Here is a 24,765-nt window from a genome sequence, read left to right as displayed (position 1 = left end):
CCTTCCGCCCCATGGAAAAACGCGTCCGCTTCAAATCTGCATGGCTGCCCTGGGTGCTCATCGCACCGCAGATGGCCATCATCCTGGTCTTCTTTTTCTGGCCGGCCAGCCAGGCGCTGGTGCAATCCATGCAGTTGCAGGACGCCTTCGGCACCTCCACCGAATGGGTGGGGCTGGAAAACTTCAAGCAGTTGTTCAGCGACGGCAGCTATGTCGAGTCGTTCAAGACCACCGCGATGTTCTCCGTGCTGGTGGCGGGCATCGGCATCACGCTGTCGCTGATGCTCGCGGTCTTCGCCGACCGGGTGGTGAAAGCCGCCATGTTCTACAAGACCATGCTGATCCTGCCCTACGCCGTGGCGCCTGCCGTGGCCGCCGTGCTGTGGGTCTTCATGTTCTCGCCGTCGCTGGGCGTGGTGGCCTATGGCCTGGAGAAAGTCGGCATGCACTGGAACCACCTGCTCGATTCGGGCCAGGCCATGACGCTGATCGTGATGGCCTCGGTGTGGAAGCAGATCTCCTACAACTTCCTGTTCTTCCTGGCCGGGCTGCAGTCGATTCCGAAGTCGCTCATCGAAGCCGCGGCCATCGACGGTGCCGGCCCATGGCGCCGTTTCTGGACGGTGCAGTTCCCGCTGCTGTCGCCCACCACCTTCTTCCTGCTGGTGATCAACGTGGTGTACGCGTTCTTCGACACCTTCGCCATCGTCGATGCGGCCACGCAGGGCGGCCCCGGCAAGGACACGGCGATCCTCGTTTACAAGGTTTATTACGACGGCTTCAAGGCCATGGACCTGGGCGGCTCGGCCGCGCAGTCGGTGGTGCTGATGCTGATCGTCGTCGCGCTCACGGTGGTGCAGTTCCGCTACGTCGAGAAGAAAGTCCAATACTGATGATGCCGTCCGGAGCACCCCACCATGGTTGAACGCAGCCCCACCCTCGGCATCCTCGCGCATGCCATCATGATCCTCGGCGTCGTGATCGTCGCCTTTCCGCTCTACCTGGCCTTCGTGGCCTCCACGCACACCGCGCAGGAAATCGTGCAGGCGCCCATGCCGCTGCTGCCCGGCACGCACCTGTGGGACACCTACAAGGCCGCGCTGTTCGGCCGCGACGCGGGTGCGGGCTCCACGGCCCCGGTCGCCCGAATGATGTGGGTCAGCCTGGTGTCGGCGCTGGTCATCACGTTCGGCAAGATCGCGATCTCGCTGCTGTCGGCGTTCGCCATCGTGTACTTCCGCTTTCCCTTCAAGGGCCTGTGCTTCTGGCTGATCTTCATCACGCTGATGCTGCCCGTGGAAGTGCGCATCGGCCCCACCTACCAGGTGGTGTCGGACCTCGGCATGCTCAACAGCTACGCCGGCCTGACCGTGCCGCTGATCGCCTCGGCGACGGCCACGTTCCTGTTCCGCCAGTTCTTCCTCACGGTGCCGGACGAGCTGGTGGAGGCCGCGCGCATGGACGGCGCCGGGCCCATGCGGTTCTTCAAGGACGTGCTGATTCCACTGTCCAAGACGTCGATCGCCGCCCTGTTCGTGATCCAGTTCATCTACGGCTGGAACCAGTACCTGTGGCCGCTGCTGGCGACCACCAGCGAAGACATGTACCCCGTGGTGATCGGCATCAAACGCATGATCGCCGGCGGCGACGGGCAGAACGAATGGAACATCGTCATGGCGACGGCCATCCTGGCCATGCTGCCGCCCGCCGTGGTCGTCATGCTCATGCAAAAGTGGTTCGTCAGGGGCCTCGTGGACACCGAGAAATAACGACCACGATCAACGATCAAGACCACCGATCGATCCGACAAGCATCCCCAAAAGATATGGCATCCCTCTCGCTTCGCAACGTCATCAAGCGCTACGGCGCAGGCCCCAAGGCCAACCAGGTCATCCACGGCGTGAACGCCGAAATCCAGGATGGCGAATTCATCGTGATCGTCGGCCCCTCGGGCTGCGGCAAATCCACGCTGCTGCGCATGGTCGCGGGCCTGGAAGAGATCAGCGGCGGCGAGATCGCCATCGGCCCGCGCGTGGTGAACGACCTCGAACCCGCCGAGCGCGACATCGCCATGGTGTTCCAGAACTACGCGCTGTACCCGCACATGACGGTGTACGACAACATGGCCTACGGCCTGAAGATCGCCAAGGTGCCCAAGGACGAGATCAAGACGCGCGTGGACAAGGCCGCCAAGATCCTCGAGTTGGGCCATCTGCTGGAGCGCAAGCCGCGCGAGTTGTCCGGCGGCCAGCGCCAGCGCGTGGCCATGGGCCGCGCCATCGTGCGGCAGCCGCAGGTCTTTTTGTTCGACGAGCCGCTGTCCAACCTGGACGCCAAGCTGCGCGCGCAGACCCGCCTGGAAATCCAGAAGCTGCACCGGAACTTAAGCATCACCAGCCTGTTCGTCACCCACGACCAGGTCGAGGCCATGACGCTCGCCCAGCGCATGATCGTGATGAACGGCGGCGTGATGGAGCAGTTCGGCACGCCCGAAGAGGTCTATCACACGCCCGCGTCCACCTTCGTGGCCAGCTTCATCGGCTCGCCGCCCATGAACCTGCTGAAGAACGCCCCCGGTGGCAAGGACGGCGCCATTCTCGGCGTGCGCCCGGAGCATCTGGACATCGGCGACGACGGCTGGGCCGTGCAGGTCGAGACGGTCGAACTGCTGGGCGCCGAGCGCCTGGTCTATGCCCGCATGAACGATGAATCGCTCATCGTGCGCGTGGAAGAAGGCACGCACTCGCCGCAGCCCGGCGACACCATCCACATCGCGCCGCGCATGGCGCGCCTGCACTGGTTCGACGCCGCCACCGGCAAGCGGATGTGACGTGACGTGCGCCGCCAGCGACACTGCACCCGCAGCGGGGCCCGTGCTGGCGACGGTGCCCGTGCTGGCGTCGCTCGACCTGGACGAGAGCGCCGCCTTCTACGCCGACCGCCTGGGCTTCACGCCCCGGCTGCGCACCGGGGACTACCTCATCGTCGAGCGCGACGGCTGCGAACTGCATTTCTGGCACTGCGCCGAGCGCCACATCGCCGAGAAAACCTCCTGCTACGTGCGTGGCGATGCGCGCGAGCTGTATGTGATCGACCCGCACGGCAACCTGCTCAAGTTCGGGGAAAGCACATGAAGCACGGCGCCTGAACGCAGCGCTCCCCATCGACCGCCTCACTGACATGACCTCATCCTCTCCCGCCGTTTTCGCCGCCGACTGGCCCTATCCCCGCTGGATCGCCCACCGCGGCGCGGGCAAGCTGGCGCCCGAGAACACGCTGGCCGCCTTCCGCCTGGGGGCGCACCACGGCTACCGCATGTTCGAATGCGACGCCAAGCTCAGCGCCGACGGCGTTCCCTTTTTGCTGCACGACGCCACGCTGGAGCGCACCACGACTGGCACCGGCACGGCTGGCGAGCAGCCCTGGAGCGACCTGTCGCGCCTGGATGCGGGCGCCTGGCACTCGCGCGCCCACGCGGGCGAGCCCCTGCCCACCCTGGAGAGCGTGGCGCGCTATTGCCGGGCCAACGGCCACCTGCTGAACATCGAGATCAAACCCACGCCCGGCACCGAGGAAGAAACCGGCCGCGTCGTGGCCTCGCACGCCGCCCGCCTGTGGCTGAATGCCGCCGTGCCGCCGCTGCTGACCTCGTTCCAGGTGCGCGCCCTGTCCGGCGCGCGCGATGCAGCGCCCCTGCTGCCGCGCGGCCTGCTGCTGGACACGCTCACCCCCGGCTGGCTGGACACCGCGCAGCAACTCGGCTGCGTGGCGGTGGTCTGCAACCACGCCCTGTGGACGGCCGAAACCGTGGCCCAGGTGCACGGCGCCGGCCTGCGCGCACTGAGCTACACGGTGAACGACGAATGGGCCGCGCAGCGCCTGATCGACCTGGGCACCGACGGCGTCATCACCGACCGGGTGGACCTGTTCAGCCCCGCGCAGTGATACGCTTTCGGGTTCTCGTCAGCACGGACCCGCCCTTGCCTCCTTCCTTTTCACGCATCCCGCCCGGCCTGCGCACCGGACTCTCCGCTCTCTTGCTCCTGGCCTGCCTGCTCATGGGCCTGGCAGCCGCCCACCCCGCCTCGGCCCAGGACCGCGCCGGGGCGGCCGCTCCCGCTTCATCCGCCAGCGCCACCGCCGCCGCGCCGCGCGCGGGCGACCCGGCCCCCCCGTCGGTGGACGACCTGCGCAAGCAGCTCGATGCCGTTCCGAAGAAGCTCGATCCCGACGACGACGGCCGCAAGCGGGTCAACGAGGTCTATGCCATCGGCACCGCGGCCGAGCAGCTCGTCGCGCAGCGCACCGAAGCGCTGGCCGATCTCGACACCCGCCTGGCCGGCCTCGGCCCCGCGCCGGAAAAAGGAGCCCCCGCCGATGCCCCCGATGTCGCCCAGCAGCGAGCGGCGCTCGCCAAGCAGCGGGCCGTGGTCGATGCCGACCTGAAACTCGCGCGCCTGATCGTCGTCGATGCGGACCAGCGCAGCGCCGACCTCGTGCGCCAGCGCCGCCAGCAGTTCCAGGACGCGCTGACGGCCCGCATCGACTCCCCGCTCGGCCCCACCTATTGGCGCGCCCTGCGCAACGCCTGGCCCTCGGACACCGCCCGCCTGTCGATGCTGGCGATCGAAGCGCGCCAGGCCCTGGAGCGGGCGATGGAGCCCGCCCGGCGAGCCACGTTCCTGGGCAGCCTGGCCGGCGCGCTGCTGCTGGCCGTGCTGGGCAACTGGGTGGCCAAGCGCGTACTGGTGCGCGTGGCACCGACCCGGTTGCCATCGGGGCGCCTGCGGCGGTCGCTGCTGGCTGCGGTGTCGGTCGTGGTACACGTACTGCTCATCGGGCTGGCCGCGCAACTGGCGCTCAGCGGCGTCGATGTGGGCGACAACCTGGGCGAGCGGCTGCACGGCCTGGGCAGCACCGCCGTGCGGCTGGCGATCTTCGCGTCGTTCGCCATCGGCCTGGGGCACGCGCTGCTGTCGCGCCGGCGCAGTTCGTGGCGGCTGCCCTCGCTGTCCGACGACCTGGCCCGGCGCCTCAGCCCCTACCCGTGGTGGATCGCCATCGTGGCCTCCACCAGCGGGCTGGTCACCGAGATCAACACCGCCGTGGGCGCCAGCCTCGCGGCCGAGGTGACCACGCAGGCCGTCACGGCGCTGCTCGTGGCGCTCATCGCCATCGCCTGCCTGCGGCATCTGCATTCGCCGCCCGTCGCCAACAAGGACGATGCTGCCAGCGGCGAAAAGCACCATGCGGCAGACAGCGCTGCGGCCGCTGCGCCCCGCCCGCTGTGGGTGGGCTTGCTCGTCGCCTGCGCGGGCTTTGCGTCGGTGGCGACGCTGGTGCTGGTCGCCCTGGGCTTCGTGGCCCTGGCCAGCACGCTCGCGCGGCAGATGGTCTGGAGCGCGATCGTCTTCGCCACCGCCTACCTGCTCTACCAGTTGGCGGACGACGTGTGCGAAGCGGTGATCTCGTCCAAGGGCAGCTTCGGGCGCCGCCTGCACTCGGGCATGGGCATCGACGCGAGCGTGCTCGACCAGGCGGCCGTGCTGGGCTCGGGCGTGCTGCGCGTGGTGCTGTTCTTCTACATGGTGATCGCGCTGATGGCCCCTTTCGGCACCGACCCCGGCGAGGTCTTCCGGCGCGGCAGCAGCCTCAACAACGGGCTGCAGGTGGGCAACTTCGCGTTCGCGCCCCAGGCCCTTTTGACCGCGCTGGCCGTGGTCGCCGCGGGGTTCGTGGGCATCCGCGTGCTCAAGCGCTGGCTGCGCGACCGCTACTTTCCCAACACGACCCTGGAGCCCGGCATGCGCAGCTCCATCGTCACGCTGCTGGGCTATGTGGGCACCGTGCTGGTGGTGGCGGCCGCGCTGGCGGCCCTGGGCATCAGCGTGGAGCGCATCGCCTGGGTGGCGAGCGCGCTGTCGGTGGGGATCGGCTTCGGGCTGCAGGCCATCGTGCAGAACTTCATCTCGGGCCTGATCCTGCTGGCCGAGCGCCCGGTGAAGGTCGGCGACTGGGTGGTGCTGGGCGACACCGAGGGCGACGTGCGCCGCGTGAACGTGCGCGCCACCGAGATCCAGCTGGGCGACCGGTCCACGGTGATCGTGCCCAACTCGGAATTCATCACCAAGACCGTGCGCAACATGACGCTGACCGGCGCACCCGGCCGCGTGCTGCTGCGCCTGCCCGCCCCGCTCGATACCGACGCGCAGCGCATGCGCGAGGTGATCCTGCAGGCCTTCCACGCGCACGAGGGCATCATGGACGAGCCCGAGCCCATCGTGCAGCTGGAAGGCATCCTGAACGGCACGCTCACCTTCCTGGCCATCGGCTACGTGAGCAACCCGCGCAATGCGGGTGGCGTCAAAAGCGACCTGCTGTTCACCATCCTGGACAATCTGCGCGGCGCGGGCCTGGCGCTGTCGCCGCCAGCGACCACGTCGCTCGCCTACCCCACGCCGACCTCGCCCACCGTGGCGGTGCCGCAGCCGCAGGGCAGCAACGGCCCTGCCACCACGGTGGTCTGACCCAGCCGCGGAGACAACGCTGCCGGGGCTCCAGGGCCTTTGGAGACTGTGGGACTGCGGGACTGGCATGACCGACGGATCGGATTGCTATTAAATAAATAGCAATATCCCCTAGTCGATCATGCGCTGGAGGCCTGTTTGGCTTGAAGCCCTTTTTTCAATCCAGCTTGGCGCCGGACTGCTTCACCGCGGTGGCCCATCGCGGCATTTCGGCCGCCAGGAACGCCGCGAACGCATCCGCGCCCAGGTAGGCCGGATCGGCGCCCTGCGACACCATGCGGTCGCGCACCTCGGGCGACTGCAGCACCTGGCCGAAGGCATCGCTCAGCTTGGCGACCACGTCCTTGGGCGTGCCGGCCGGGGCCAGGAAGCCGTAGAAGCCCACCACCTCGAAGCCCTTGAGCCCGCTCTCGATGGCCGTGGGAACGTCCGGCATGGCCGGATTGCGCTGCCGGCTGGTCACGGCCAGCGCGCGCACCTTGCCTTGCTTGTGGTACGAGGCCGCCTGCGGAATGCTTTCGGCCATGAACTGCACCTGGCCGGCCATCAGGTCGGTGAAGGCCGGGGCGCTGCCGCGGTACGGGATGTGCACCATGAAGAGGCCGGTGGCCGTCTTGAACATCTCCGGCACCAGGTGGCTGATGCCGCCGTTGCCCGCCGAGCCGAAGTTGACTTGGCCGGGCTTGCCGCGCGCGTACTGGATGAATTCGGGCAGCGTCTGCACCGGCAGCTTGGGGTTGACCAGCAGCGCCAGCGGCTGCATGGCCGTGCGCGCGATGGGCGTGAAATCCTTCAGCGTCTGGTACGGCAGCCGGCTGTACAGCGCGGGGTTGATCACCATCACGCCGGTGTTGGCCAGCATCAGCGTGTGGCCGTCGGGCGCCGCCTTCATCACGTCCTGCGCGCCCACCGTGCCGCCAGCACCGGATTTGTAGTCCACCAGCACCGGCTGGCCCAGCACGGCCTGCAATTTATCGGTGAGCAGGCGCGCATGCTGATCGAGCGGACCGCCGGCAGGAAACCCCACCACGATGCGGATGGGCTTGGACGGAAAGCCCTGGGCCAGGGTGGCCACGGACAGGCACGCCAGGGCGGCGGCAGCCAGACAGTTGCGCAGGCGCATTCGAAGGTCTCCTTTTGGTTTTTCGAAAGGCCGCAGCTTAGAACCAGCCCTCCTTGCTTCTTTTCTGCGGCGTCTCGCTGCTGATGTGCTTCACCCCCGGCCCCGCCGTGCTGCTGGCGGTATCGAACTCGGTGGACGTGGGGGCGCGGCGAACGGCGTTCAGCTCGCTCGGCAGTTCGCTCGGCATCTTCGCGGTGTCGGGGCTGGCGATGATCGGCATGGGGACCATCCTCAGCATGTCGGCGAACGCGTTCCTCGCGATGAAAGTGGCGGGCGCGATGTACCTGATCTGGCTGGGCGTCAAGCGCTGGCGCAGCAAGGACGCGCTCATCGGCAGCGATGCGGGCCAGGCGCCCATCGAGCGGCGCGAGCGCAAGAACTGGCAACTGGTGGCGCAGGGGCTGGGCGTGTCGCTGACGAACCCCAAGGCGATCCTGTTCTTCTCGGCGCTGTTTCCGCAGTTCGTCGTACCGGGCGAGCCCCTGTTCACGCAGTACCTGCTGCTCACGACCACGTTCGCCGTCTGCGCGCTGATCTCGCACGCTTTCTATGTGGTGCTGATTTCGCGGGTCAAGGGGCACATCGTGGCGCGCGCCAAGCTGTTCAACCGCATCGTGGGCGGCACCTTCATCGCGCTGGGCCTGGGCCTGCTGAAGACGCGGCACAAGCTGGGCTGATCCGGGCTGATCGGGCTGGCCGCGCTGCCGGCCCGGACGGCCAGGTGCTCCCAAACCCGAAACGCAGGCTTTTCAGCGCCAGCCGCGCAGCAGGAGCCACTGGGTGGTGGCGCAACCGAGGGCCAGCGCCGCGTAGGTCAGCATCTTTCCGTCGCGTCCCCACCACGCCAGCCCCGCCGCGAGGATGACGCAGCCCACCGCGAAATTGAGCGCCACCTGGGCCGCCATGCCGCGCGTGGCAGCCCGCTTTCGCAGGAAGATCCTGCAGCCGCCCACCAGCAGCAGCGCCACGGCCAACGCGGGCAGCACGAAATTCAGCAGATGGTTGACGGCGGACAAAGCATCCATGGACATGACCCAGATCAAGACTATTACGAGCATAGCCCCCGGCATGGGGCGGGCAATTTTATAATCGCGGCTTATGGCAGTCTGGGCCCTTGGCATCAACCACACGACCGCGCCGCTCGATCTGCGCGGTCGTTTTGCGTTCGCGCTCGATCAGATCGCGCCCACGCTCCAGGGTTTGCGCCAATCGCTGGGCGGCACGAGCCGCCACCCGAGCGTCGAAACGGCCATCATTTCCACCTGCAACCGTACCGAAATCTACTGCGCTGGCGGCGAGCCTGCGCTGGACCACACGCTGGGCTGGCTGGCCGAAAGCGGCGGCGTGAGCCCCGCGCTCCTGCGCTCGCACTCCTATTCGCTGGAAGACGGCCTCGTGGCACGGCACGCCTTCCGCGTGGCCAGCGGGCTCGACTCCATGGTGCTGGGCGAGGCGCAGATCCTCGGTCAGATGAAAGACGCCGTGCGCGCCGCCGAAACCGCCGGCGCCCTGGGCACCACGCTCAACCAGCTCTTTCAGCGCAGCTTCGCCGTCGCCAAGGAAGTGCGCACCAGCACCGAGATCGGCGCCCACAGCATCAGCATGGCCGCCGCCGCCGTGCGGCTGGCGGGCCAGTTGTTCGAGGACCTGTCCGAAATCCGCGTGCTGTTCGTGGGCGCGGGCGAGATGATCGAGCTGGCCGCCACCCATTTCGCCGCCAAGAACCCCAAGGCCATCGCCGTGGCCAACCGCACGCTGGAGCGCGGCGAAAAACTCGCCACGCGCTTCGGCGGCGAGGTCATGCGCCTGGCCGACCTGCCCGACCGCCTGCACGAATTCGACGCGGTGGTGAGCTGCACCGCCAGCAGCCTGCCCATCATCGGCCTGGGCGCCGTGGAGCGCGCCCTGAAAAAGCGGCGCCACCGCCCCATGTTCATGGTCGATCTGGCCGTGCCGCGCGACATCGAACCCGAGGTCAAGGCGCTGGAAGACATCTACCTCTACACCGTGGACGATCTGGCCGGCGTGGTGCAGACCGCCCAGGCCCACCGCCAGGCCGCCGTGGCGCAGGCCGAGGCCATCATCGACGCGGGCGTGCAGAGCTTCATGCACTGGATGGAGCTGCGCAGCCCGGGCATTGGAAGCTCCGGCGGCGTGGTGCCGCTGATCCAGCAGCTCAACGCCCAGACCGACGAATGGCGCGCGCTGGAGATCGCCCGCGCCAAGAAGCTCCTGGCCAAGGGCGAAGACATGGATGCGGTGCTGGAGGCGCTGTCTCGCGGACTCACGCAGAAGATGCTGCACGGCACCCTGGCCGAACTGCGGGCCGGCGACGCCGAAACCCGCGCCCAGACGGCGCAGACCGTCTCACGCCTGTTCCTGCGCTCGCAAAGCAAAACCGGCCTGTAGCGACGCGGCTGCGCGGCCTTCGGGCCAAACAGGCTTCCAGCGCTTGATCCATGAGCGCAAGCAGCTACAAAAACCGTAGCAAACCAATTTCCCCCGACGATGAAGCCCTTTCTCAGAACCCAGCTGGAGCGCTATGCCCAGCGCCTCGAAGAACTCGACTTTCTGCTCTCGCGCGAGGACATCATGTCCGACATGGCCCAGTACCGGACCATCTCGCGCGAGCACGCCGAAGTCACGCAGATCGCAGGCCGCTACGTCCGCCACCAGCAGCGCGAGGCCGACCTGGCTGGCGCCCGGGAAATGCTCGCCGACCCCGATATGGCCGAGATGGCGCAGGAAGAAGTCGCCGCCGCCGAGGCCGAGCTGACGCAGCTGGAAGACGAACTCCAGCGCCTGCTGCTGCCCAAGGACCCCGACGACGCCCGCAATGCCTTCGTCGAAATCCGCGCGGGCACGGGCGGCGACGAATCCGCCCTGTTCGCCGGCGACCTGGCGCGCATGTACACGCGCTACGCCGCCAACGTGGGCTGGAAGGTCGAAATCATGAGCGCCAACGAGAACGAGATCGGCGGCTACAAGGAAGTCGTGCTGCGCGTGGAGGCCGGGGCTGGTAACGGCCCCTCCGGGTCCGGCGCCTACGGTGCGCTGCGCTTCGAATCCGGCGGCCACCGCGTGCAGCGCGTGCCCGCCACCGAGACGCAGGGCCGCATCCACACCAGCGCCTGCACCGTGGCGGTGATGCCTGAGCCCGACGAGCACCAGGCCATCACGCTCAACCCCGCCGACCTGCGCATCGACACCTTCCGCGCCAGCGGCGCCGGCGGCCAGCACATCAACAAGACCGACTCGGCCGTGCGCGTGGTCCACCTGCCCACGGGCATCGTGGCCGAATGCCAGGACGGCCGCAGCCAGCACAGCAACAAGGCCAAGGCGCTGCAGGTGCTGCAAGCCCGCATCCAGGAAAAGGAGCGCAGCGAGCGCGCCGCCAAGGAAGCCGCGCTGCGCAAGGGGCTGATCGGCAGCGGCGACCGCAGCGACCGCATCCGCACCTACAACTTTCCGCAAGGCCGGTTCACCGACCACCGCATCAACCTGACGCTCTACAAACTGCTGGCCATCATGGAAGGCGACCTCGGCGACGTGCTGGACGCCCTGCGCCATGCCCGCGAAGCCGAGCAACTGGCCGACCTGGAAACATCGGCCTGAGCGCGCCCTGGCGAACACGACCGGCCCCGCAGCCAGATTGAACGCCGAATCGCCCCGTCGCCGGCGTCTTCATTGCCTGCACTGCTATTGATTTCATAGTGACCACTTCCCCGACACTGGCCCAGGCACTGGCCCAGGCACTGGCGCAGGCCCATACCCTGGGGCTGGCGCGCATCGACGCCCAGTTATTGCTGCTGCACGCAATCGGCCGTCCCGACGCCGGTCGCGCCTGGCTGCTGGCGCACGACACCGATGCGTTGCCCGATTCCGCACAGACCGCCTTCCTGGCGCTGTGCCAGCGCCGCGCGGCGGGCGAGCCGGTGGCCTACCTCACGGGCCGCAAGGAGTTTTATGGGCTGGCGCTGGAGGTCGATGCCCGGGTGCTCGACCCGCGCCCCGACACCGAAACGCTGGTGGACTGGGCGCTGCAGGTACTGCAGCCCATCGCCGCTCCCCGCGTCGCGGATCTCGGCACCGGCAGCGGAGCCATCGCCCTCGCGCTGCAAAGCCAGCGGCCCGAGGCGCAGGTGCTGGCAGTCGATGCCAGCCACGAAGCGCTGGAGGTGGCCCGCGCGAATGCCCAACGGCTGGGTCTGCCCGTGCGCTTTGCACAGGGCGACTGGCTGTCCGGGCTGGCGGAAGGCGCGTTGTTCGAGGCCATCGTCTCCAATCCGCCCTACATCGCTGCCGACGATCCGCATTTGGCCGCCCTCACCCACGAACCGCTGCACGCCCTGGCCAGCGGCGCCGACGGCCTGGACGATCTTCGCACCATAACGGGGCAAGCCCTCCCCCATCTGGTGCCAGGCGGCTGGCTGCTGCTGGAGCACGGCTGGAACCAGGCCGAGTCGGTGCTGGCGCTGCTGAGCGCAGCCGGCTTCGCCGAAGTGCAAAGCCGCACCGATCTGGCCGGCCACGCCCGCTGCACCGGCGGCCGCCGGCCGGTCGCTGGATGAACGCTCGCGCGGCATTGGAAAGCGCCGCACCGTCCCCATGTGAGCGGGAGCGCTGCCGCCAGGGCCTTGACGCGGATGACCGCAGCCTGCCAAAGCCTTCGCCGACAGTGAAATAATCACGCCTTGCCGCCGATCCACGGCCATTTCCAGGAGCAACCCATGAGCGACACCCAGCAACGCATCGACGCCCTCGTCAAATCCAACGACATCCTGCTGTTCATGAAGGGCAGCGCGAGTTTTCCGATGTGCGGCTTCTCCGGCCGCGCCATCCAGCTCCTGAAGGCCTGCGGCGTGGACCCCAAGAGCGTGGCGACCGTGAACGTGCTGGACGACCCGGAAATCCGCCAGGGCATCAAGGAATACAGCAGCTGGCCCACCATTCCCCAGCTCTACGTGAAGGGCGAGTTCATCGGCGGCTCGGACATCATGATGGAGATGTACGAGTCGGGCGAGCTCAAGCAGGTGCTGGGCGCGCAGGGCGAATGACCCGGCAGCCCGCACATGCGGGACTTGCCTGACCGAAAGCCGCCTTTTGGCGGCTTTTTGCATGGGCGCAACAAGGCCGGGTTGACGGGGTTTTTCCGCCGTTGAGGGTGGGCATGTTGTGTGCTTGAATGGATGCGTGACTTCCCTCAAACAGGAGCGCGCCATGACGACACACAGCCTTGTTCCGCAAACGCCGGCCCTGAGCATGCCGGTCGCCCAGATGCGCAACGTGTTCCACCCCAACGACGTCGAGCGCAAGCTCACGCGGCTGCAGGACAGTGGAAGCCAGCGCGAATACGAGAATCTGCGCTCGGTGTATGAACGCATGCTGGAACGCGGCCCCGAGCGCTTCCAGGTCAAGCCCGCCGGCGTGCCGGACATGGCACACCTCTACGACCAGTTGCCCAACTTCACCGACGTGCTCGACGACGTGAAGCGCCATGTGGCCCTGGCGCAGGACAGCCGCGACGGGCTCGAAGTCACGCCCATGCTGCTGCTGGGGCCGCCGGGCATCGGCAAGACCCATTTCGCGCGGCACCTGGCCGAGTTGCTCGGCACCGGCATGAACCTGGTGCCCATGAGTTCGATGACCGCCGGCTGGCTGCTGTCGGGCTCGTCGTCGCAATGGAAGGGCGCACGGCCCGGCAAGGTGTTCGAGGCGCTGGTAGAGGGCGAATACGCCAACCCCGTCATCGTCGTGGACGAGATCGACAAGGCCGCCAGCGATGCGCAGTACGACCCGCTCGGGGCGCTGTACGGCCTGCTGGAGCACGACACGGCGCAGAGCTTCACCGACGAGTTCGCCGAGGTCGCCATCGATGCGAGCCAGGTCATCTGGATCACCACGGCCAATGACGAGCGAGGCATTCCCGACCCCATCCTCAACCGCATGAACGTGTTCGAGGTGCAAGCACCGACGCCGGAGCAGGCCCGCGCAATCGCTCGCATCCTGTACCAGGGCATCCGCAACGGCCACGACTGGGGCCGCATGCTCGACCCCGAGCCGCAGTCCGACGTGCTGGACCAGCTCGCGCAGATGCCACCGCGCGAAATGCGCCGTGCCCTGATGACCGGCTTCGGCAATGCGCGCCTGCAGCGCCGGGGCACGGTGGAGGCGAGCGACCTGCCGCGCGGCGGCGCCGGAAAATCGCGCATCGGCTTCCTGCAGTAGCGCACCGCCTCGCCCACCTGCCCGCCCCGTTTCGGGCGGAACGGGGGGCGTGACGGGGAAGCTACACTCGGCACGCTGGCGCACGGCACGATCATGGCGGCGCCTGACGTCCCATGACCCTCTCCCAAAGCCTCTTTGTCATCGGCCTCCTCATCGTGGCCAGCGCGTTCTTCTCCATCGCGGAAATCTCCCTGGCGGCTTCGCGCCGCCTGCGCCTGCGCCAGATGGCCGACGAGGGCGACAACCGTGCCGACCGCGTCATGCGCATGCAGGAGCAGCCGGGCGACTATTTCACCGTCGTGCAGGTCGGGCAAAACGCCGTCGCCATCCTGGGCGGCATCGTGGGTGAAGGCGCGCTCAGCCCCCATTTCACCGAACTGTTCGCCTACTGGCTGAGCAACCCGCGGGCGGAGACGGCGGGCTTCCTCGCGTCGTTCACCATCATCACCTCGCTGTTCATCCTGCTGGCCGACCTGTTCCCGAAGCGGCTGGGCATGGCGAACCCGGAGCGCCTGGCACTGCGCGTTTCGGCGCCCATGAAACTGCTCATGACGGTGCTGCGGCCCGTCGTCTGGCTGTACAGCCGCGGCGCCGACCTGCTGTTCCGCGTGCTCGGTCTCTCGTCGCTGCGGGACGACCGCGTGACCTCCGACGACATCCTGGCCATGATGGAAGCCGGCGCCCGCGCGGGCGTGCTGGCCGCGCGCGAGCAGCAGGTGATCGAAAACGTGTTCGAACTGGACACGCGCATGGTGGGCAGCGCCATGTCGCAGCGCGACCGCATCGCGTACTTTCTGCGCGACGACCCCGACACCGTGATCCGTGCCCGAATCGCCGAAGAGCCTTTCTCGACCTATCCCGTGTGCGATGGCGACATCGACCACGTCGTGGGCTACGTGGACGCCAAGGATCTTTTCCAGCGCGTGCTGAACAACCAGCCCATCTCGTTGGCCGACGAAGGCCTGGTGCGCAAGGTGCTCATCGTGCCGGACCGGCTCTCGCTGTCGGAGGTGCTGGAGCAGTTCCGGCAGGTCCATGAAGACTTCGCGGTCATCGTGAACGAATACAGCCTGGTGGTGGGTGTCGTCACCTTGAACGACGTCATGAGCACGGTGATGGGCGACCTCGTGGTCGGCCCGGCCGACGAGGACCAGATCGTGCGTCGCGACGAGAATTCGTGGCTCATCGACGGCGTCACTCCGGTCGAAGATGTGCTGCGTGCCCTGAATCTGGACGAATTGCCCCACGCCGAAGAGTACGAAACGCTGGCCGGCTTTCTCATGGTGATGCTGCGGCGCGTGCCGCGCCGCACCGACAGCGTGAACTGGGGCGGCTACAAGTTCGAAGTGCTGGACGTGGACAGCTACCGCATCGACCAGGTGATGGTCTCGCGGCTGCAGGATGCGAACGGCGTTGCCATCGCACCCAGCAGCACCGCCTGAAGGGTCACGCCTGCTTCGCCTCCAGATCGCCGCCAGCCAAGCGGCTGGCAAGCGCTGGGTCAGGCAGCTGCGGTCGTGATGCGATCCTGGAAAATCCAGTTTCGCTGCGCCGCGAACACCGCATCGGGGTATTGCGGCCGGCCACGGCTGCCGTTGTACCGCCCCAGCGTCATGAACAGATCGCCTCGCTCACGGTCCAGGTAGTGGCGCAGGATCACACAGCCGAAGCGAAGGTTGGTCTGCATGTGAAACAGCTTGCCCGGATCGCCGTCCCCGATCACCCGCGTCCAGAACGGCATCACCTGCATGTACCCGCGCGCGCCCACGCTGGACACGGCGAACTTGCGGAATGCGCTTTCGACCTGCACCAGGCCGAGCACCAGCGACACGTCCAGGCCTGCCCGCTTGGACTCGTACCAGACGGTCTGCAGGAAATCCCGGCGTACTTCCCATTCCGGCTTGCGGCGGCGCAGCCGATCGCTCATGGTGCCGAGCCAGCGCAGGTACAGCAACCTGGCTTCGGTCGTACCGAACTGGGGCTCGGGCGGCGCCTGATTCAAAACGGCGGAGCTCAGCGCAGTGCGCACTGAATCGATCAGCGGCTCCTCCAGTTGTCCCCCCGCGTGCGCGGCCTGCGGAGCAGCCAGCCAGGCGGCAGGCCCCGCGGACAAGGACACCAGGCAGGCGCGGCGCGAAACGGCCCCGGCCCCTCCTTGCATGGCGCTCATGGCGTCAGCCGGCCCTTGACGTGCGCCAGAATCTCGGCCGTTGCGACTTTCGTGGCCGCAGTGTCGCGGCGGTGCTGGTATTCCAGTTGCCCTTCCTTGAGGCCACGGTCGGAAATCACCACGCGGTGCGGCACGCCGATCAGCTCCCAATCGGCGAACATCGCGCCCGGGCGCTCGCCGCGGTCGTCCAGCAGCACGTCCACCCCGGCCGCCAGCAGATCGCCGTAGAGCTGCTCGGCCGCGGCCTTGACCTCTGCGCTGCGATCCATGCCGATCGGGCACACCACCACCGTGAAAGGAGCGATCGCATCGGGCCAAATGATGCCGCGATCATCATGGTTCTGTTCGATGGCGGCGGCTGGCAAGCGGGTGATGCCGATGCCGTAGCAGCCCATCTCGAAGAAGGCGGGCTTGCCGTCCTCGCCCAGGAAGGTGGCGTTCATGGCTTTGCTGTACTTGGTGCCGAGGTAGAACACATGGCCGACTTCGATGCCGCGCTCGATGGCGAGTTCCCCTTGGCCATCCGGCGAGCGGTCGCCCGCCACGACATTGCGCAAATCCGCCACCAATTCGGGCTCGGGCAGATCGCGCCCCCAGTTCACGCCCGTCATGTGGAAATCAACGGCATTGGCCCCGCAGATCCAGTCGGCCATCACGGCCACTTCGCGGTCCACCACCAGTTTCACCGGTTTTTGCAGCTGCAGCGGGCCCAGATACCCAGGCTTGCAGCCGAAATGGTCTTCGATCTCCCCCACCGTGGCAAAGCGGAAACCCGCCAGACCCGGCACCTTGGACACCTTGATCTCGTTCATGTCGTGGTCACCGCGCAGCAGCAGCAGCCAGACCTGCGTCTTGACGATCTCGCCCGCTTCGTTGGTCTCGTCGGTGGCAAGCACCAGGGATTTCACGGTGGTCTGCAGCGCCACGCCCAACAGCTGTGCCACATCCGCGCAGGTGCTCTTGCCGGGCGTGGGCGTCTTGGCCAAGGCCATGGTCGCTGCTGGACGCGGACCAGTCGGTGCCAGCGCCTCGGCTTTTTCCATGTTCGCAGCGTAATCGCTCCGGGGACAGTAGACGATCGCATCCTCGCCCGTGGCGGCGATGACCTGGAATTCTTCGCTCAGGTCGCCACCGATCGCGCCGCTGTCCGCAGCCACGGCACGGTAGGTCAGGCCGAAGCGGTCGAAGATGCGGCGGTAGGCCTGAGCCATCACTTGGTAGCTGGCCTTGGCCGCGTCTTGGTCACGGTCGAAGGAGTACGCATCCTTCATGGTGAATTCACGACCGCGCATCAGTCCGAATCGCGGACGGCGCTCATCCCGGAACTTGGTCTGAATCTGGTACAGGTTCTTGGGCAGCTGCTTGTAGCTGCGCAGCTCTTGGCGTGCGATGTCAGTGACCACTTCTTCGCTGGTCGGCTGAATCACGAAGTCGCGCCCGTGCCGGTCCTGAATACGCAACAGTTCAGGGCCCATCTTGTCGAAACGGCCGGTTTCCTGCCAGAACTCCGCAGGCTGGACGACCGGCATGGCCACCTCCACGGCGCCAGCGCGGTTCATTTCCTCACGAACGATGGCCTCCACCTTGCGGATGACGCGCAACCCCATGGGCATGTAGTTGTAAATGCCCGCGCCCAGTTTCTTGATGAGGCCGGCCCGGGTCATCAGCTTGTGGCTGACCACTTCCGCATCTGCCGGGGCTTCCTTGAGGGTGGATACGAAAAATTGGGACGCTTTCATTGGGGGGATTTCATGCAATTGCGCCCGGTCTGCTTGCTGCGCACAAGGCGCCGTGCATAATGGTCACAGTTTAAAAAATTGGGGTTAGATTATGCTTGACCGGGACGGCTTTCGGCCGAACGTCGGCATCATCCTGCTCAACCAGAAAAACCAGGTATTCTGGGGCAAGCGCATCCGTACCCACAGCTGGCAGTTCCCGCAGGGCGGCATCGACCGGGGGGAAACTCCCGAGCAGGCAATGTACCGCGAACTGCACGAAGAAGTGGGATTGCAGCCGGGCCATGTGCGCGTGGTTGCCCGTACCAGGGACTGGTTGCGCTATGAGGTGCCTGACCGGTACATCCGCCGCGATGCACGCGGACACTATAAGGGCCAGAAGCAAATCTGGTACCTGCTGCAGTTGCTGGGGCACGACTGGGACTTGAACCTGCGCGCCACCAATCATCCTGAATTCGACGCATGGCGCTGGAATGACTATTGGGTTCCGCTGGACGTGGTGGTGGAGTTCAAGCGCGGCGTGTATGAAATGGCGCTGACCGAACTGGCTCGCTTTCTGCCACGCCATGAGCAGCGCAATCGCTACCTGCGCAGCGGCATGCGCTCCCGAGAAGGCGAAGGTCTTCCAAGCGGCATGCCGATGCACCGTGCAGGCTCGCTACTGGTCAGCCCGTGCATGGAAATGCCCCCTGGCGCCAGCTTCGACCCTGACCCTCAAAAGAGCAAGTCACCGTCAGCGCCGGCCGAGCAAGCCGCTGGAATCCAGCTTTCTCCCGTTCAGTTGTCGCCTAAGTTGGTTTGAGGTTTGCTGCTTTTCCTCTGGAGAGGCAGCAAACATCTTCGAACAGCGCCACACATCAGTAGGCCAGAGCTGCAAGAACCATGTTGTCACGGTGCACCATTTCCGGCTCCGCAACATAACCCAGCAGACGCTCGAACTCCGTGGAAGGCTTGCGGCACAGCAACCGCGCCTCTGCACTTGAATAGTTGGCCAGGCCGCGAGCCACCTCCACGCCGGCCTCATCACGCACGGCGATGACATCGCCCCGTGAAAAATCTCCCTCCACCGCGACCATGCCGATCGGCAAAAGACTCTTGCCCTCCGCCCGCAATTTGGCGGCCGCTCCAGTATCCACGGTCACGGAGCCTCTGAGCTGCAAATGGTCCGCCATCCACTGCTTGCGCGCCTGCTTCTTCTGCGTCTGTGCCACCAGAAGGGTGCCGATCGCCTCCCCTTGTGTCAGCCGTACCAGCACGTCGGTCTCCCGCCCCCAGGCTATGACGGTCGAAGCGCCTGAACCCGCAGCCCGCTTGGCAGCAATGATCTTGGTGATCATGCCGCCCCGGCCAATGCTGGAACCCACGCCGCCCGCCATGGCCTCCAGGGAAAGATCACCTGCCTGGGCCTCGTGCACGAATTGCGCGTCGGGGTTACGCCGGGGGTCTGCCGTGTAGAGTCCCTTTTGATCCGTCAAGATGATCAAGGCATCCGCCTCAATGAGGTTCGCCACTAACGCGCCCAAGGTATCGTTGTCGCCAAACTTGATTTCGTCAGTGACCACCGTGTCGTTTTCGTTGATCACCGGCACCACACCCATGCGCAGGAGCGTGAGCAAGGTAGATCGGGCATTCAGATACCGCTCCCGATCGGCGAGGTCAGCGTGGGTCAGCAACACTTGCGCACTGCCCAGCCCCTGCTCTCGCAACTTGGTTTCGTACATCTGCGCGAGCCCCATCTGCCCGACCGCAGCCGCCGCTTGAAGTTCGTGTATTTCATGAGGACGAGTCGCCCAGCCCAATCGTTTCATGCCTTCCGCGATCGCGCCGCTGGAAACCATGACCACCTCGCGCCGAGCGCCCGATTCGCCACGCGCCAGCGCAGCCAACTGGCGGCTCCATTCTCCAATCGCCGCCTCATCCAAACCACGCCCTTCGTTTGTCACGAGGCTGGAGCCCACTTTGACAACAATGCGGCGTGCATCACGCAATATGCTGGAAACCATATGAAGGATAGTGACTGCTAGCGCACATCAGGCATGCGCGAGCAGCTATTAGATGAAGAGCATTAGCGAGGCGGAATCTTTACTCTGGCTGATCGCTGACAAACCGTGGATCCACTTCCTCGGGCACCTGCTCCGCTTTTTGCTGCGCTTGCACGTGCTTGAAAATGGCGTGGATCAAGGATTCGCAACCTTCGCGCGTCAATGCTGAAATCTCAAAGACGGGCCCCTTCCACTTGAATCGCTTCACGAAGTCTTTCACACGGGCTTCGCGCTCTTCCGTTGGAACCATGTCGAGCTTGTTCAGCACCAGCCACCGCGGCCTTTCATAAAGCCCCATGTCATATTTTTTGAGTTCGCCCACGATGGCCTTGGCCTGTGCGACAGGATCCACCGCCTCATCGAACGGCGCGACATCAATGACATGCAGCAGAAGTCGAGTGCGCTGCAAATGGCGCAAGAACTGGTGCCCGAGCCCAGCCCCCTCGGAAGCACCTTCGATCAGCCCAGGAATGTCTGCGACAACGAAGCTTTGCTCCGGACCGACACGAACCACTCCCAAATTTGGGTGGAGCGTCGTGAACGGGTAGTCTGCGATCTTCGGACGTGCATTGGAAATGGCAGCGATCAGCGTGGATTTGCCAGCATTGGGCATTCCCAACAGACCCACATCGGCAAGCACCTTCAGTTCCAGTTTCAGGCTCTTTCTCTCACCAGGCCATCCAGGCGTTTTTTGCCGCGGCGCACGGTTGATAGCGCTCTTGAAGCGCATGTTGCCGAATCCGCCATCGCCTCCCTTGGCAATCGTGATCACCTCGCCCGGCACCAACAATTCGTAGAGCACCTCGCCCGTTTCCGAGTCGCTGATGATGGTGCCCACCGGCATCTTGAGCGTGATGTCGTCGCCAGCGGCGCCGAACATGTCAGAACCCATGCCGTGTTCTCCACGGCGGGCTTCATACCGCCGCGAATACCTGAAATCGACCAGCGTATTCAGATTTGGATCGGCCACAGCAAAGACGTGCCCGCCCCTGCCGCCGTCCCCACCGTTGGGTCCGCCGAACTCCTTGTATTTTTCATGCCGGAACGACACACAACCATTGCCGCCGTCTCCGGCAGAAATGTCGATAAAGGCTTCGTCGACAAACTTCATGGGTATCCAGTTTACAAAACAGAGTCGAGAAAGTACGCGGCATGGCCATCCGCGGCAAGCACTTCCAAAACGACAAAGCCCCGACAGATCGGGGCTTCGAAAGCATCTAAGGACGGGCTTTAGGCCGGCGTCACATTGACCGTGTGCTTGGACAGTGCGCCCTTGGTGCCGAATGACACGTGGCCCTCGACCAGCGCGAACAATGTGTGGTCTTTGCCAACACCAACGTTCGTACCGGGATGAAAGCGCGTGCCGCGCTGACGGACGATGATCGAGCCTGCACTGATCAATTCGCCACCGAAAGCCTTCACACCGAGCATCTTGGGCTTGGAATCACGCCCGTTTCGCGTAGAGCCGCCGCCTTTTTTCTGTGCCATGACATCAGCTCCTTTTAACCGGCAATCGCACCGATTTGCAGTTCAGTGAACTGCTGACGATGGCCTTGGCGTTTCTGATAGTGCTTACGACGGCGCATCTTGAAGATGTGAACCTTGTCGTGCTTGCCGTGCGCCACGACAGTCGCCGTGACGGTTGCGCCGGACACCAGGGGTGTACCAACCTTGATTTCAGCGCCGTTGCCGACAGCCAAAACTTGGTCGATCACAATTTCCTGGCCTACGTCCGCAGCAATCTGTTCTACTTTAATTTTTTCGCCGGAAGCAACGCGATACTGCTTGCCGCCGGTTTTTATGACCGCGTACATGTAAACCTCTTTTGAATGAGTTCCGTGGACGAATTTCCACAGAGCCTGCGACTATAGCACGGGTGCTTTTTTTAGCCAAGTTGCCAGAATTCCGCCTCGTGACGATTTCACGGACTTTAAGCCCCCAGAAAAAGGAATGGCCACCAGCCTGGGACAAAGCGATTCCTATAATCCGCTTTTCGTCGCTGCACACGATCATCTTGTCCACAACCACCTCCAGCACTTCAGCAACCCTTGCTCTGATCGCCGACGATATGCACGAGGTGGACAAAGTCATCGCCGCCCGGCTCAACTCGTCCGTCTCTCTTGTTGGAGACATCGCGCGTTACATCATTTCCGCTGGCGGCAAGCGCTTGCGGCCAGCGCTACTGCTGCTGATGTGTGGATCGCTGGGATACAAAGGCTTCCAGCGTTTTAACTTGGCCGCAGTGGTGGAGTTCATCCATACCGCAACTTTGCTGCACGACGACGTTGTCGACGAGTCCACTCTGCGGCGAGGACGCGCTACAGCCAATGAAAACTTCGGGAATCCCGCCAGTGTGTTGGTTGGCGACTTTTTGCACTCTCGCGCCTTCCAGATGATGGTTGATGCGGATGACATGCGCGTGATGCAGATCCTTTCTGAAGCCACCAATGTGATCGCAGAAGGTGAAGTCCAGCAACTCATGAACACCCATGACGCCACGCTGGACGAGCAAGGCTACCTTGAGGTCATCCGATCGAAAACGGCCAAGCTTTTTGAAGCAAGTGCACGTCTGGCCGCCATTCTTTCCCGCAGTTCACCAGAATTGGAGCGAGTCTGCGCGGACTATGGCCAAGCACTTGGAACCGCTTTTCAAGTCATTGATGACGTGCTGGACTACGACGGCGATTCGACCGAGATGGGGAAAAATCTTGGCGACGATCTTCGCGAAGGGAAGGTGACTTTGCCTCTGATCATTGCCATGCAGCGCGGCACCTCTGAGCAACGGTTACTGATCGAAAGCGCGATCCAAACGGGGGCTGTAGAAGAACTGCCAGCCATCGTAGAGATCGTCAAAAGCACTGGCGCACTTGAAGCAACGCGAAGTGCTGCTGCACTCCAGGCGCAGCAGGCAATTACTGCAGCCCAGCAATTGCCACCCAATCACTATACAGACGGCTTGCTACAATTAGCCTCGCAGCTACTGGAGAGGCGACTTTAATTACCGCTCCATTCGGGGTGTAGCTTAGCCTGGTAGAGCGCTACGTTCGGGACGTAGAGGCCGGAGGTTCGAATCCTCTCACCCCGACCACTTCAGCGTACAGCTTCGTGGTTTAGGCGCACTCCCTCGACTTGAGCCATGGCCTGAACACTTCAGCAATGTTAGGATGGTTTCCTTTCCATCCACATGATGCTGCTGGTTACATGGCCGTTGATATCGCACCCAAAGAAGGCGCCGCAATTGCCTTGCCCGGCTTAGGCCGAGCATTGATGTCAGCCGGCAAGCTGAGTCAAAAGTCAGCGGAAGACATTTTCCGCAAATCACAAATCAGCAAGACCAGTTTCATTGCTGAGTTGACAGGGTCTGGAGCGGTTTCAGCGGCAGAGCTTGCTCATACTGTCTCTGCCGTGTTTGGCGCACCTCTGCTGGATTTGGAGGCAATCGATCCTCTTCGCATTCCTAAAGACCTGCTTGACCCGAAGATTTGTCAAGCCTATCGCGTTGTAGCGCTCAGCAAGCGCAACAATCGGTTGATTGTCGCCACGGCAGACCCTACTGATCAGGAAGCTGCGGAAAAGATCAAGTTTACAACCCAGATGGGGGTTGACTGGATTATTGCGGAATACGACAAGCTGTTGAAACTCGTCGAAGCCAATACCAAGTCGGTTGGCGAATCGATGGAGAGTCTTTCGGGCGGCGGCGATTTCGAATTTGATGACGTTAAGGTAGAAGAAGCGCCGGACAACTCAGACGCAGGCGCCAATGAAGTTGAAGACGCGCCAATTGTCAAGTTTCTTCATAAAATGCTTTTGGATGCATTTAATATGCGCGCCTCCGATTTGCATTTCGAACCCTACGAACACCAATACCGAGTCCGATTCCGCATCGACGGAGAATTGAGGGAGATCGCCTCCCCGCCGATAGCCATCAAAGATAAGCTGGCATCGCGCATCAAGGTTATCTCGAGACTCGACATTTCGGAAAAACGCGTTCCACAAGATGGGCGAATGAAGCTCAAAGTCGGACCTGATCGTGTCATTGACTTTCGGGTTAGCACATTACCGACTCTCTTCGGCGAAAAGATCGTTATCCGGATTTTGGACCCGAGCAGTGCCAAATTGGGCATTGATGCCCTTGGATACGAGCCTGAGGAAAAAGAACGCCTCATGCATGCAATCGGGCGCCCATACGGCATGATATTGGTAACAGGGCCGACGGGATCAGGGAAAACCGTTTCTCTATACACCTGCCTCAACCTGCTTAATAAGGCAGGCGTAAATATTGCAACCGCTGAAGACCCTTCTGAAATCAACCTGCCGGGTGTTAATCAGGTCAATGTCAATGAAAAGGCTGGGCTGACTTTTGCCACTGCACTGAAATCATTCCTGCGCCAAGATCCTGACATCATCATGGTCGGTGAAATCCGCGACCTTGAAACGGCAGATATTTCCATCAAAGCCGCCCAGACGGGTCACTTGGTTCTTTCCACACTGCACACCAACGATGCTCCGACGACGCTGACCCGAATGCGCAACATGGGTATCGCGCCCTTCAATATAGCGTCTAGCGTAATTTTGATCACTGCTCAGCGCTTGGCCCGCAGGTTGTGCCCAATTTGCAAAGCCCCCGCAGACATTCCACATGAAACACTGCTTGAAGCGGGCTACAAGGACGATGACATCGACGGTACATGGGTGACATACAGGCCGGTGGGCTGCTCAGCTTGCAACAATGGCTATAAGGGGCGGCTGGGCATTTATCAAGTGATGCCGATTTCAGAAGAAATTCAACGCATTATTTTGAGAGATGGCAGTGCGCTTGAAATTGCAAAGCAGGCAAAGGCGGAAGGTGTACGCTCCTTGCGCGACGCGGGCCTTCACAAGGCCAAGATGGGACTGACTTCTTTAGAAGAAGTATTGGCCGTTACAAACGAATAAGTGA

Annotated in this window: 24 protein-coding genes and 1 tRNA gene; 17 read left to right on the top strand and 8 right to left on the bottom strand. The window is 64.2% G+C overall.

From position 1 onward, the window contains the following. Positions 1-11 precede the first annotated feature (11 nt). The 6 genes from ugpA to AVHM3334_RS00565 all read left to right on the top strand — a co-directional run bounded on the left by ugpA (position 12) and on the right by AVHM3334_RS00565 (position 6,527). A complete protein-coding gene (gene ugpA / locus AVHM3334_RS00590) occupies positions 12-893 on the top strand; it encodes a sn-glycerol-3-phosphate ABC transporter permease UgpA (protein WP_284408735.1) in 882 nt (293 codons plus the stop codon). 24 nt (positions 894-917) lie between these two features. Continuing rightward, positions 918-1,769, top strand: coding sequence for a sn-glycerol-3-phosphate ABC transporter permease UgpE (gene ugpE / locus AVHM3334_RS00585; protein WP_284408733.1), 852 nt, complete (start codon positions 918-920; stop codon positions 1,767-1,769). Positions 1,770-1,825: 56 nt separating this feature from the next. After that, on the top strand, positions 1,826-2,830 hold the full coding sequence (locus AVHM3334_RS00580) for a sn-glycerol-3-phosphate import ATP-binding protein UgpC (protein ID WP_284408732.1): 1,005 nt from the start codon (positions 1,826-1,828) through the stop codon (positions 2,828-2,830). Position 2,831: 1 nt separating this feature from the next. Then, positions 2,832-3,134, top strand: coding sequence for a VOC family protein (locus AVHM3334_RS00575; RefSeq protein ID WP_284408731.1), 303 nt, complete (start codon positions 2,832-2,834; stop codon positions 3,132-3,134). A gap of 46 nt (positions 3,135-3,180) precedes the next feature. Continuing rightward, a complete protein-coding gene (ugpQ, locus tag AVHM3334_RS00570; RefSeq protein ID WP_284408730.1) occupies positions 3,181-3,945 on the top strand; it encodes a glycerophosphodiester phosphodiesterase in 765 nt (254 codons plus the stop codon). Positions 3,946-4,058: 113 nt separating this feature from the next. Then, positions 4,059-6,527 (top strand): DUF3772 domain-containing protein, encoded by a 2,469-nt coding sequence (locus tag AVHM3334_RS00565; RefSeq protein WP_284408829.1) that lies wholly within the window; start codon positions 4,059-4,061, stop codon positions 6,525-6,527. 157 nt (positions 6,528-6,684) lie between these two features. Here the strand turns inward: AVHM3334_RS00565 and AVHM3334_RS00560 are convergent, their stop codons facing one another. Beyond that, positions 6,685-7,650, bottom strand: coding sequence for a Bug family tripartite tricarboxylate transporter substrate binding protein (locus AVHM3334_RS00560; protein ID WP_284408728.1), 966 nt, complete (start codon positions 7,648-7,650; stop codon positions 6,685-6,687). Between the two features lie 83 nt (positions 7,651-7,733). On the opposite strand from AVHM3334_RS00560, the gene AVHM3334_RS00555 reads away from it, so the two are divergent. Then, positions 7,734-8,327: a LysE family translocator gene (locus tag AVHM3334_RS00555; RefSeq protein ID WP_349816600.1), complete on the top strand. Its 594-nt coding sequence runs from the start codon at positions 7,734-7,736 to the stop codon at positions 8,325-8,327. Between the two features lie 72 nt (positions 8,328-8,399). Here the strand turns inward: AVHM3334_RS00555 and AVHM3334_RS00550 are convergent, their stop codons facing one another. Next, positions 8,400-8,675: a hypothetical protein gene (locus AVHM3334_RS00550; protein ID WP_284408828.1), complete on the bottom strand. Its 276-nt coding sequence runs from the start codon at positions 8,673-8,675 to the stop codon at positions 8,400-8,402. Between the two features lie 73 nt (positions 8,676-8,748). Here AVHM3334_RS00550 and hemA point away from each other — a divergent pair, with 73 nt between their 5' ends. The 6 genes from hemA to paeA all read left to right on the top strand — a co-directional run bounded on the left by hemA (position 8,749) and on the right by paeA (position 15,320). Continuing rightward, positions 8,749-10,059, top strand: a complete 1,311-nt coding sequence (gene hemA / locus AVHM3334_RS00545) for a glutamyl-tRNA reductase (protein ID WP_284408724.1) — start codon at positions 8,749-8,751, stop codon at positions 10,057-10,059. 99 nt (positions 10,060-10,158) lie between these two features. Next, on the top strand, positions 10,159-11,265 hold the full coding sequence (gene prfA / locus AVHM3334_RS00540) for a peptide chain release factor 1 (protein WP_284408723.1): 1,107 nt from the start codon (positions 10,159-10,161) through the stop codon (positions 11,263-11,265). A gap of 95 nt (positions 11,266-11,360) precedes the next feature. Continuing rightward, positions 11,361-12,221: a peptide chain release factor N(5)-glutamine methyltransferase gene (gene prmC, locus AVHM3334_RS00535; RefSeq protein ID WP_284408827.1), complete on the top strand. Its 861-nt coding sequence runs from the start codon at positions 11,361-11,363 to the stop codon at positions 12,219-12,221. A 159-nt stretch (positions 12,222-12,380) separates the two neighbouring features. After that, complete coding sequence (grxD, locus tag AVHM3334_RS00530) at positions 12,381-12,707, top strand: Grx4 family monothiol glutaredoxin (RefSeq protein ID WP_284408721.1); 327 nt, start codon at positions 12,381-12,383, stop codon at positions 12,705-12,707. A gap of 163 nt (positions 12,708-12,870) precedes the next feature. Continuing rightward, positions 12,871-13,878: an AAA family ATPase gene (locus AVHM3334_RS00525; protein ID WP_284408719.1), complete on the top strand. Its 1,008-nt coding sequence runs from the start codon at positions 12,871-12,873 to the stop codon at positions 13,876-13,878. Between the two features lie 113 nt (positions 13,879-13,991). Next, the gene (paeA, locus tag AVHM3334_RS00520) at positions 13,992-15,320 is read left to right on the top strand and encodes a polyamine export protein PaeA (protein WP_284408717.1); all 1,329 of its coding nucleotides are present in this window, start codon (positions 13,992-13,994) and stop codon (positions 15,318-15,320) included. A 59-nt stretch (positions 15,321-15,379) separates the two neighbouring features. Here paeA and AVHM3334_RS00515 read toward each other — a convergent pair whose 3' ends face one another. Together AVHM3334_RS00515 and AVHM3334_RS00510 are read right to left on the bottom strand one after the other, a co-directional pair. Further along, positions 15,380-16,048 (bottom strand): lytic transglycosylase domain-containing protein, encoded by a 669-nt coding sequence (locus tag AVHM3334_RS00515; protein WP_284408715.1) that lies wholly within the window; start codon positions 16,046-16,048, stop codon positions 15,380-15,382. After that, a complete protein-coding gene (locus AVHM3334_RS00510; RefSeq protein WP_284408713.1) occupies positions 16,045-17,787 on the bottom strand; it encodes a proline--tRNA ligase in 1,743 nt (580 codons plus the stop codon). Before AVHM3334_RS00510 ends, AVHM3334_RS00515 begins: the two co-directional genes overlap by 4 nt. A gap of 91 nt (positions 17,788-17,878) precedes the next feature. On the opposite strand from AVHM3334_RS00510, the gene AVHM3334_RS00505 reads away from it, so the two are divergent. Beyond that, a complete protein-coding gene (locus tag AVHM3334_RS00505; RefSeq protein WP_284408711.1) occupies positions 17,879-18,586 on the top strand; it encodes an RNA pyrophosphohydrolase in 708 nt (235 codons plus the stop codon). Between the two features lie 55 nt (positions 18,587-18,641). Here the strand turns inward: AVHM3334_RS00505 and proB are convergent, their stop codons facing one another. The 4 genes from proB to rplU form a co-directional block, all read right to left on the bottom strand. Continuing rightward, positions 18,642-19,787 carry a glutamate 5-kinase gene (proB, locus tag AVHM3334_RS00500; protein ID WP_284408709.1) on the bottom strand — a complete coding sequence of 382 codons (1,146 nt, stop codon included), beginning with the start codon at positions 19,785-19,787 and terminating at the stop codon, positions 18,642-18,644. Between the two features lie 79 nt (positions 19,788-19,866). Then, positions 19,867-20,937 carry an Obg family GTPase CgtA gene (cgtA, locus tag AVHM3334_RS00495; RefSeq protein ID WP_284408707.1) on the bottom strand — a complete coding sequence of 357 codons (1,071 nt, stop codon included), beginning with the start codon at positions 20,935-20,937 and terminating at the stop codon, positions 19,867-19,869. Positions 20,938-21,056: 119 nt separating this feature from the next. After that, entirely contained in the window at positions 21,057-21,314 is a 258-nt protein-coding gene (gene rpmA, locus AVHM3334_RS00490) for a 50S ribosomal protein L27 (protein ID WP_092741305.1), read from the bottom strand. Positions 21,315-21,328: 14 nt separating this feature from the next. Next, positions 21,329-21,640 carry a 50S ribosomal protein L21 gene (gene rplU, locus AVHM3334_RS00485; RefSeq protein ID WP_092741307.1) on the bottom strand — a complete coding sequence of 104 codons (312 nt, stop codon included), beginning with the start codon at positions 21,638-21,640 and terminating at the stop codon, positions 21,329-21,331. 254 nt (positions 21,641-21,894) lie between these two features. Between rplU and AVHM3334_RS00480 the strand changes: the two genes are divergently transcribed. From AVHM3334_RS00480 to pilB, 3 genes are all read left to right on the top strand, one after another. After that, entirely contained in the window at positions 21,895-22,824 is a 930-nt protein-coding gene (locus AVHM3334_RS00480; protein ID WP_502869827.1) for a polyprenyl synthetase family protein, read from the top strand. Between the two features lie 13 nt (positions 22,825-22,837). Further along, positions 22,838-22,914: transfer RNA gene (locus AVHM3334_RS00475), tRNA-Pro, on the top strand. Between the two features lie 113 nt (positions 22,915-23,027). After that, positions 23,028-24,761: a type IV-A pilus assembly ATPase PilB gene (gene pilB / locus AVHM3334_RS00470; protein ID WP_284408703.1), complete on the top strand. Its 1,734-nt coding sequence runs from the start codon at positions 23,028-23,030 to the stop codon at positions 24,759-24,761. The last annotated feature ends 4 nt before the right edge of the window (positions 24,762-24,765 follow it).

The organism is Acidovorax sp. SUPP3334, from assembly GCF_030159055.1.
Taxonomy (GTDB): domain Bacteria; phylum Pseudomonadota; class Gammaproteobacteria; order Burkholderiales; family Burkholderiaceae_C; genus Paracidovorax.
The sequence above is the reverse complement of the archived record's forward strand: the minus strand, read 5'-3'. Positions and strand labels throughout refer to the sequence as shown.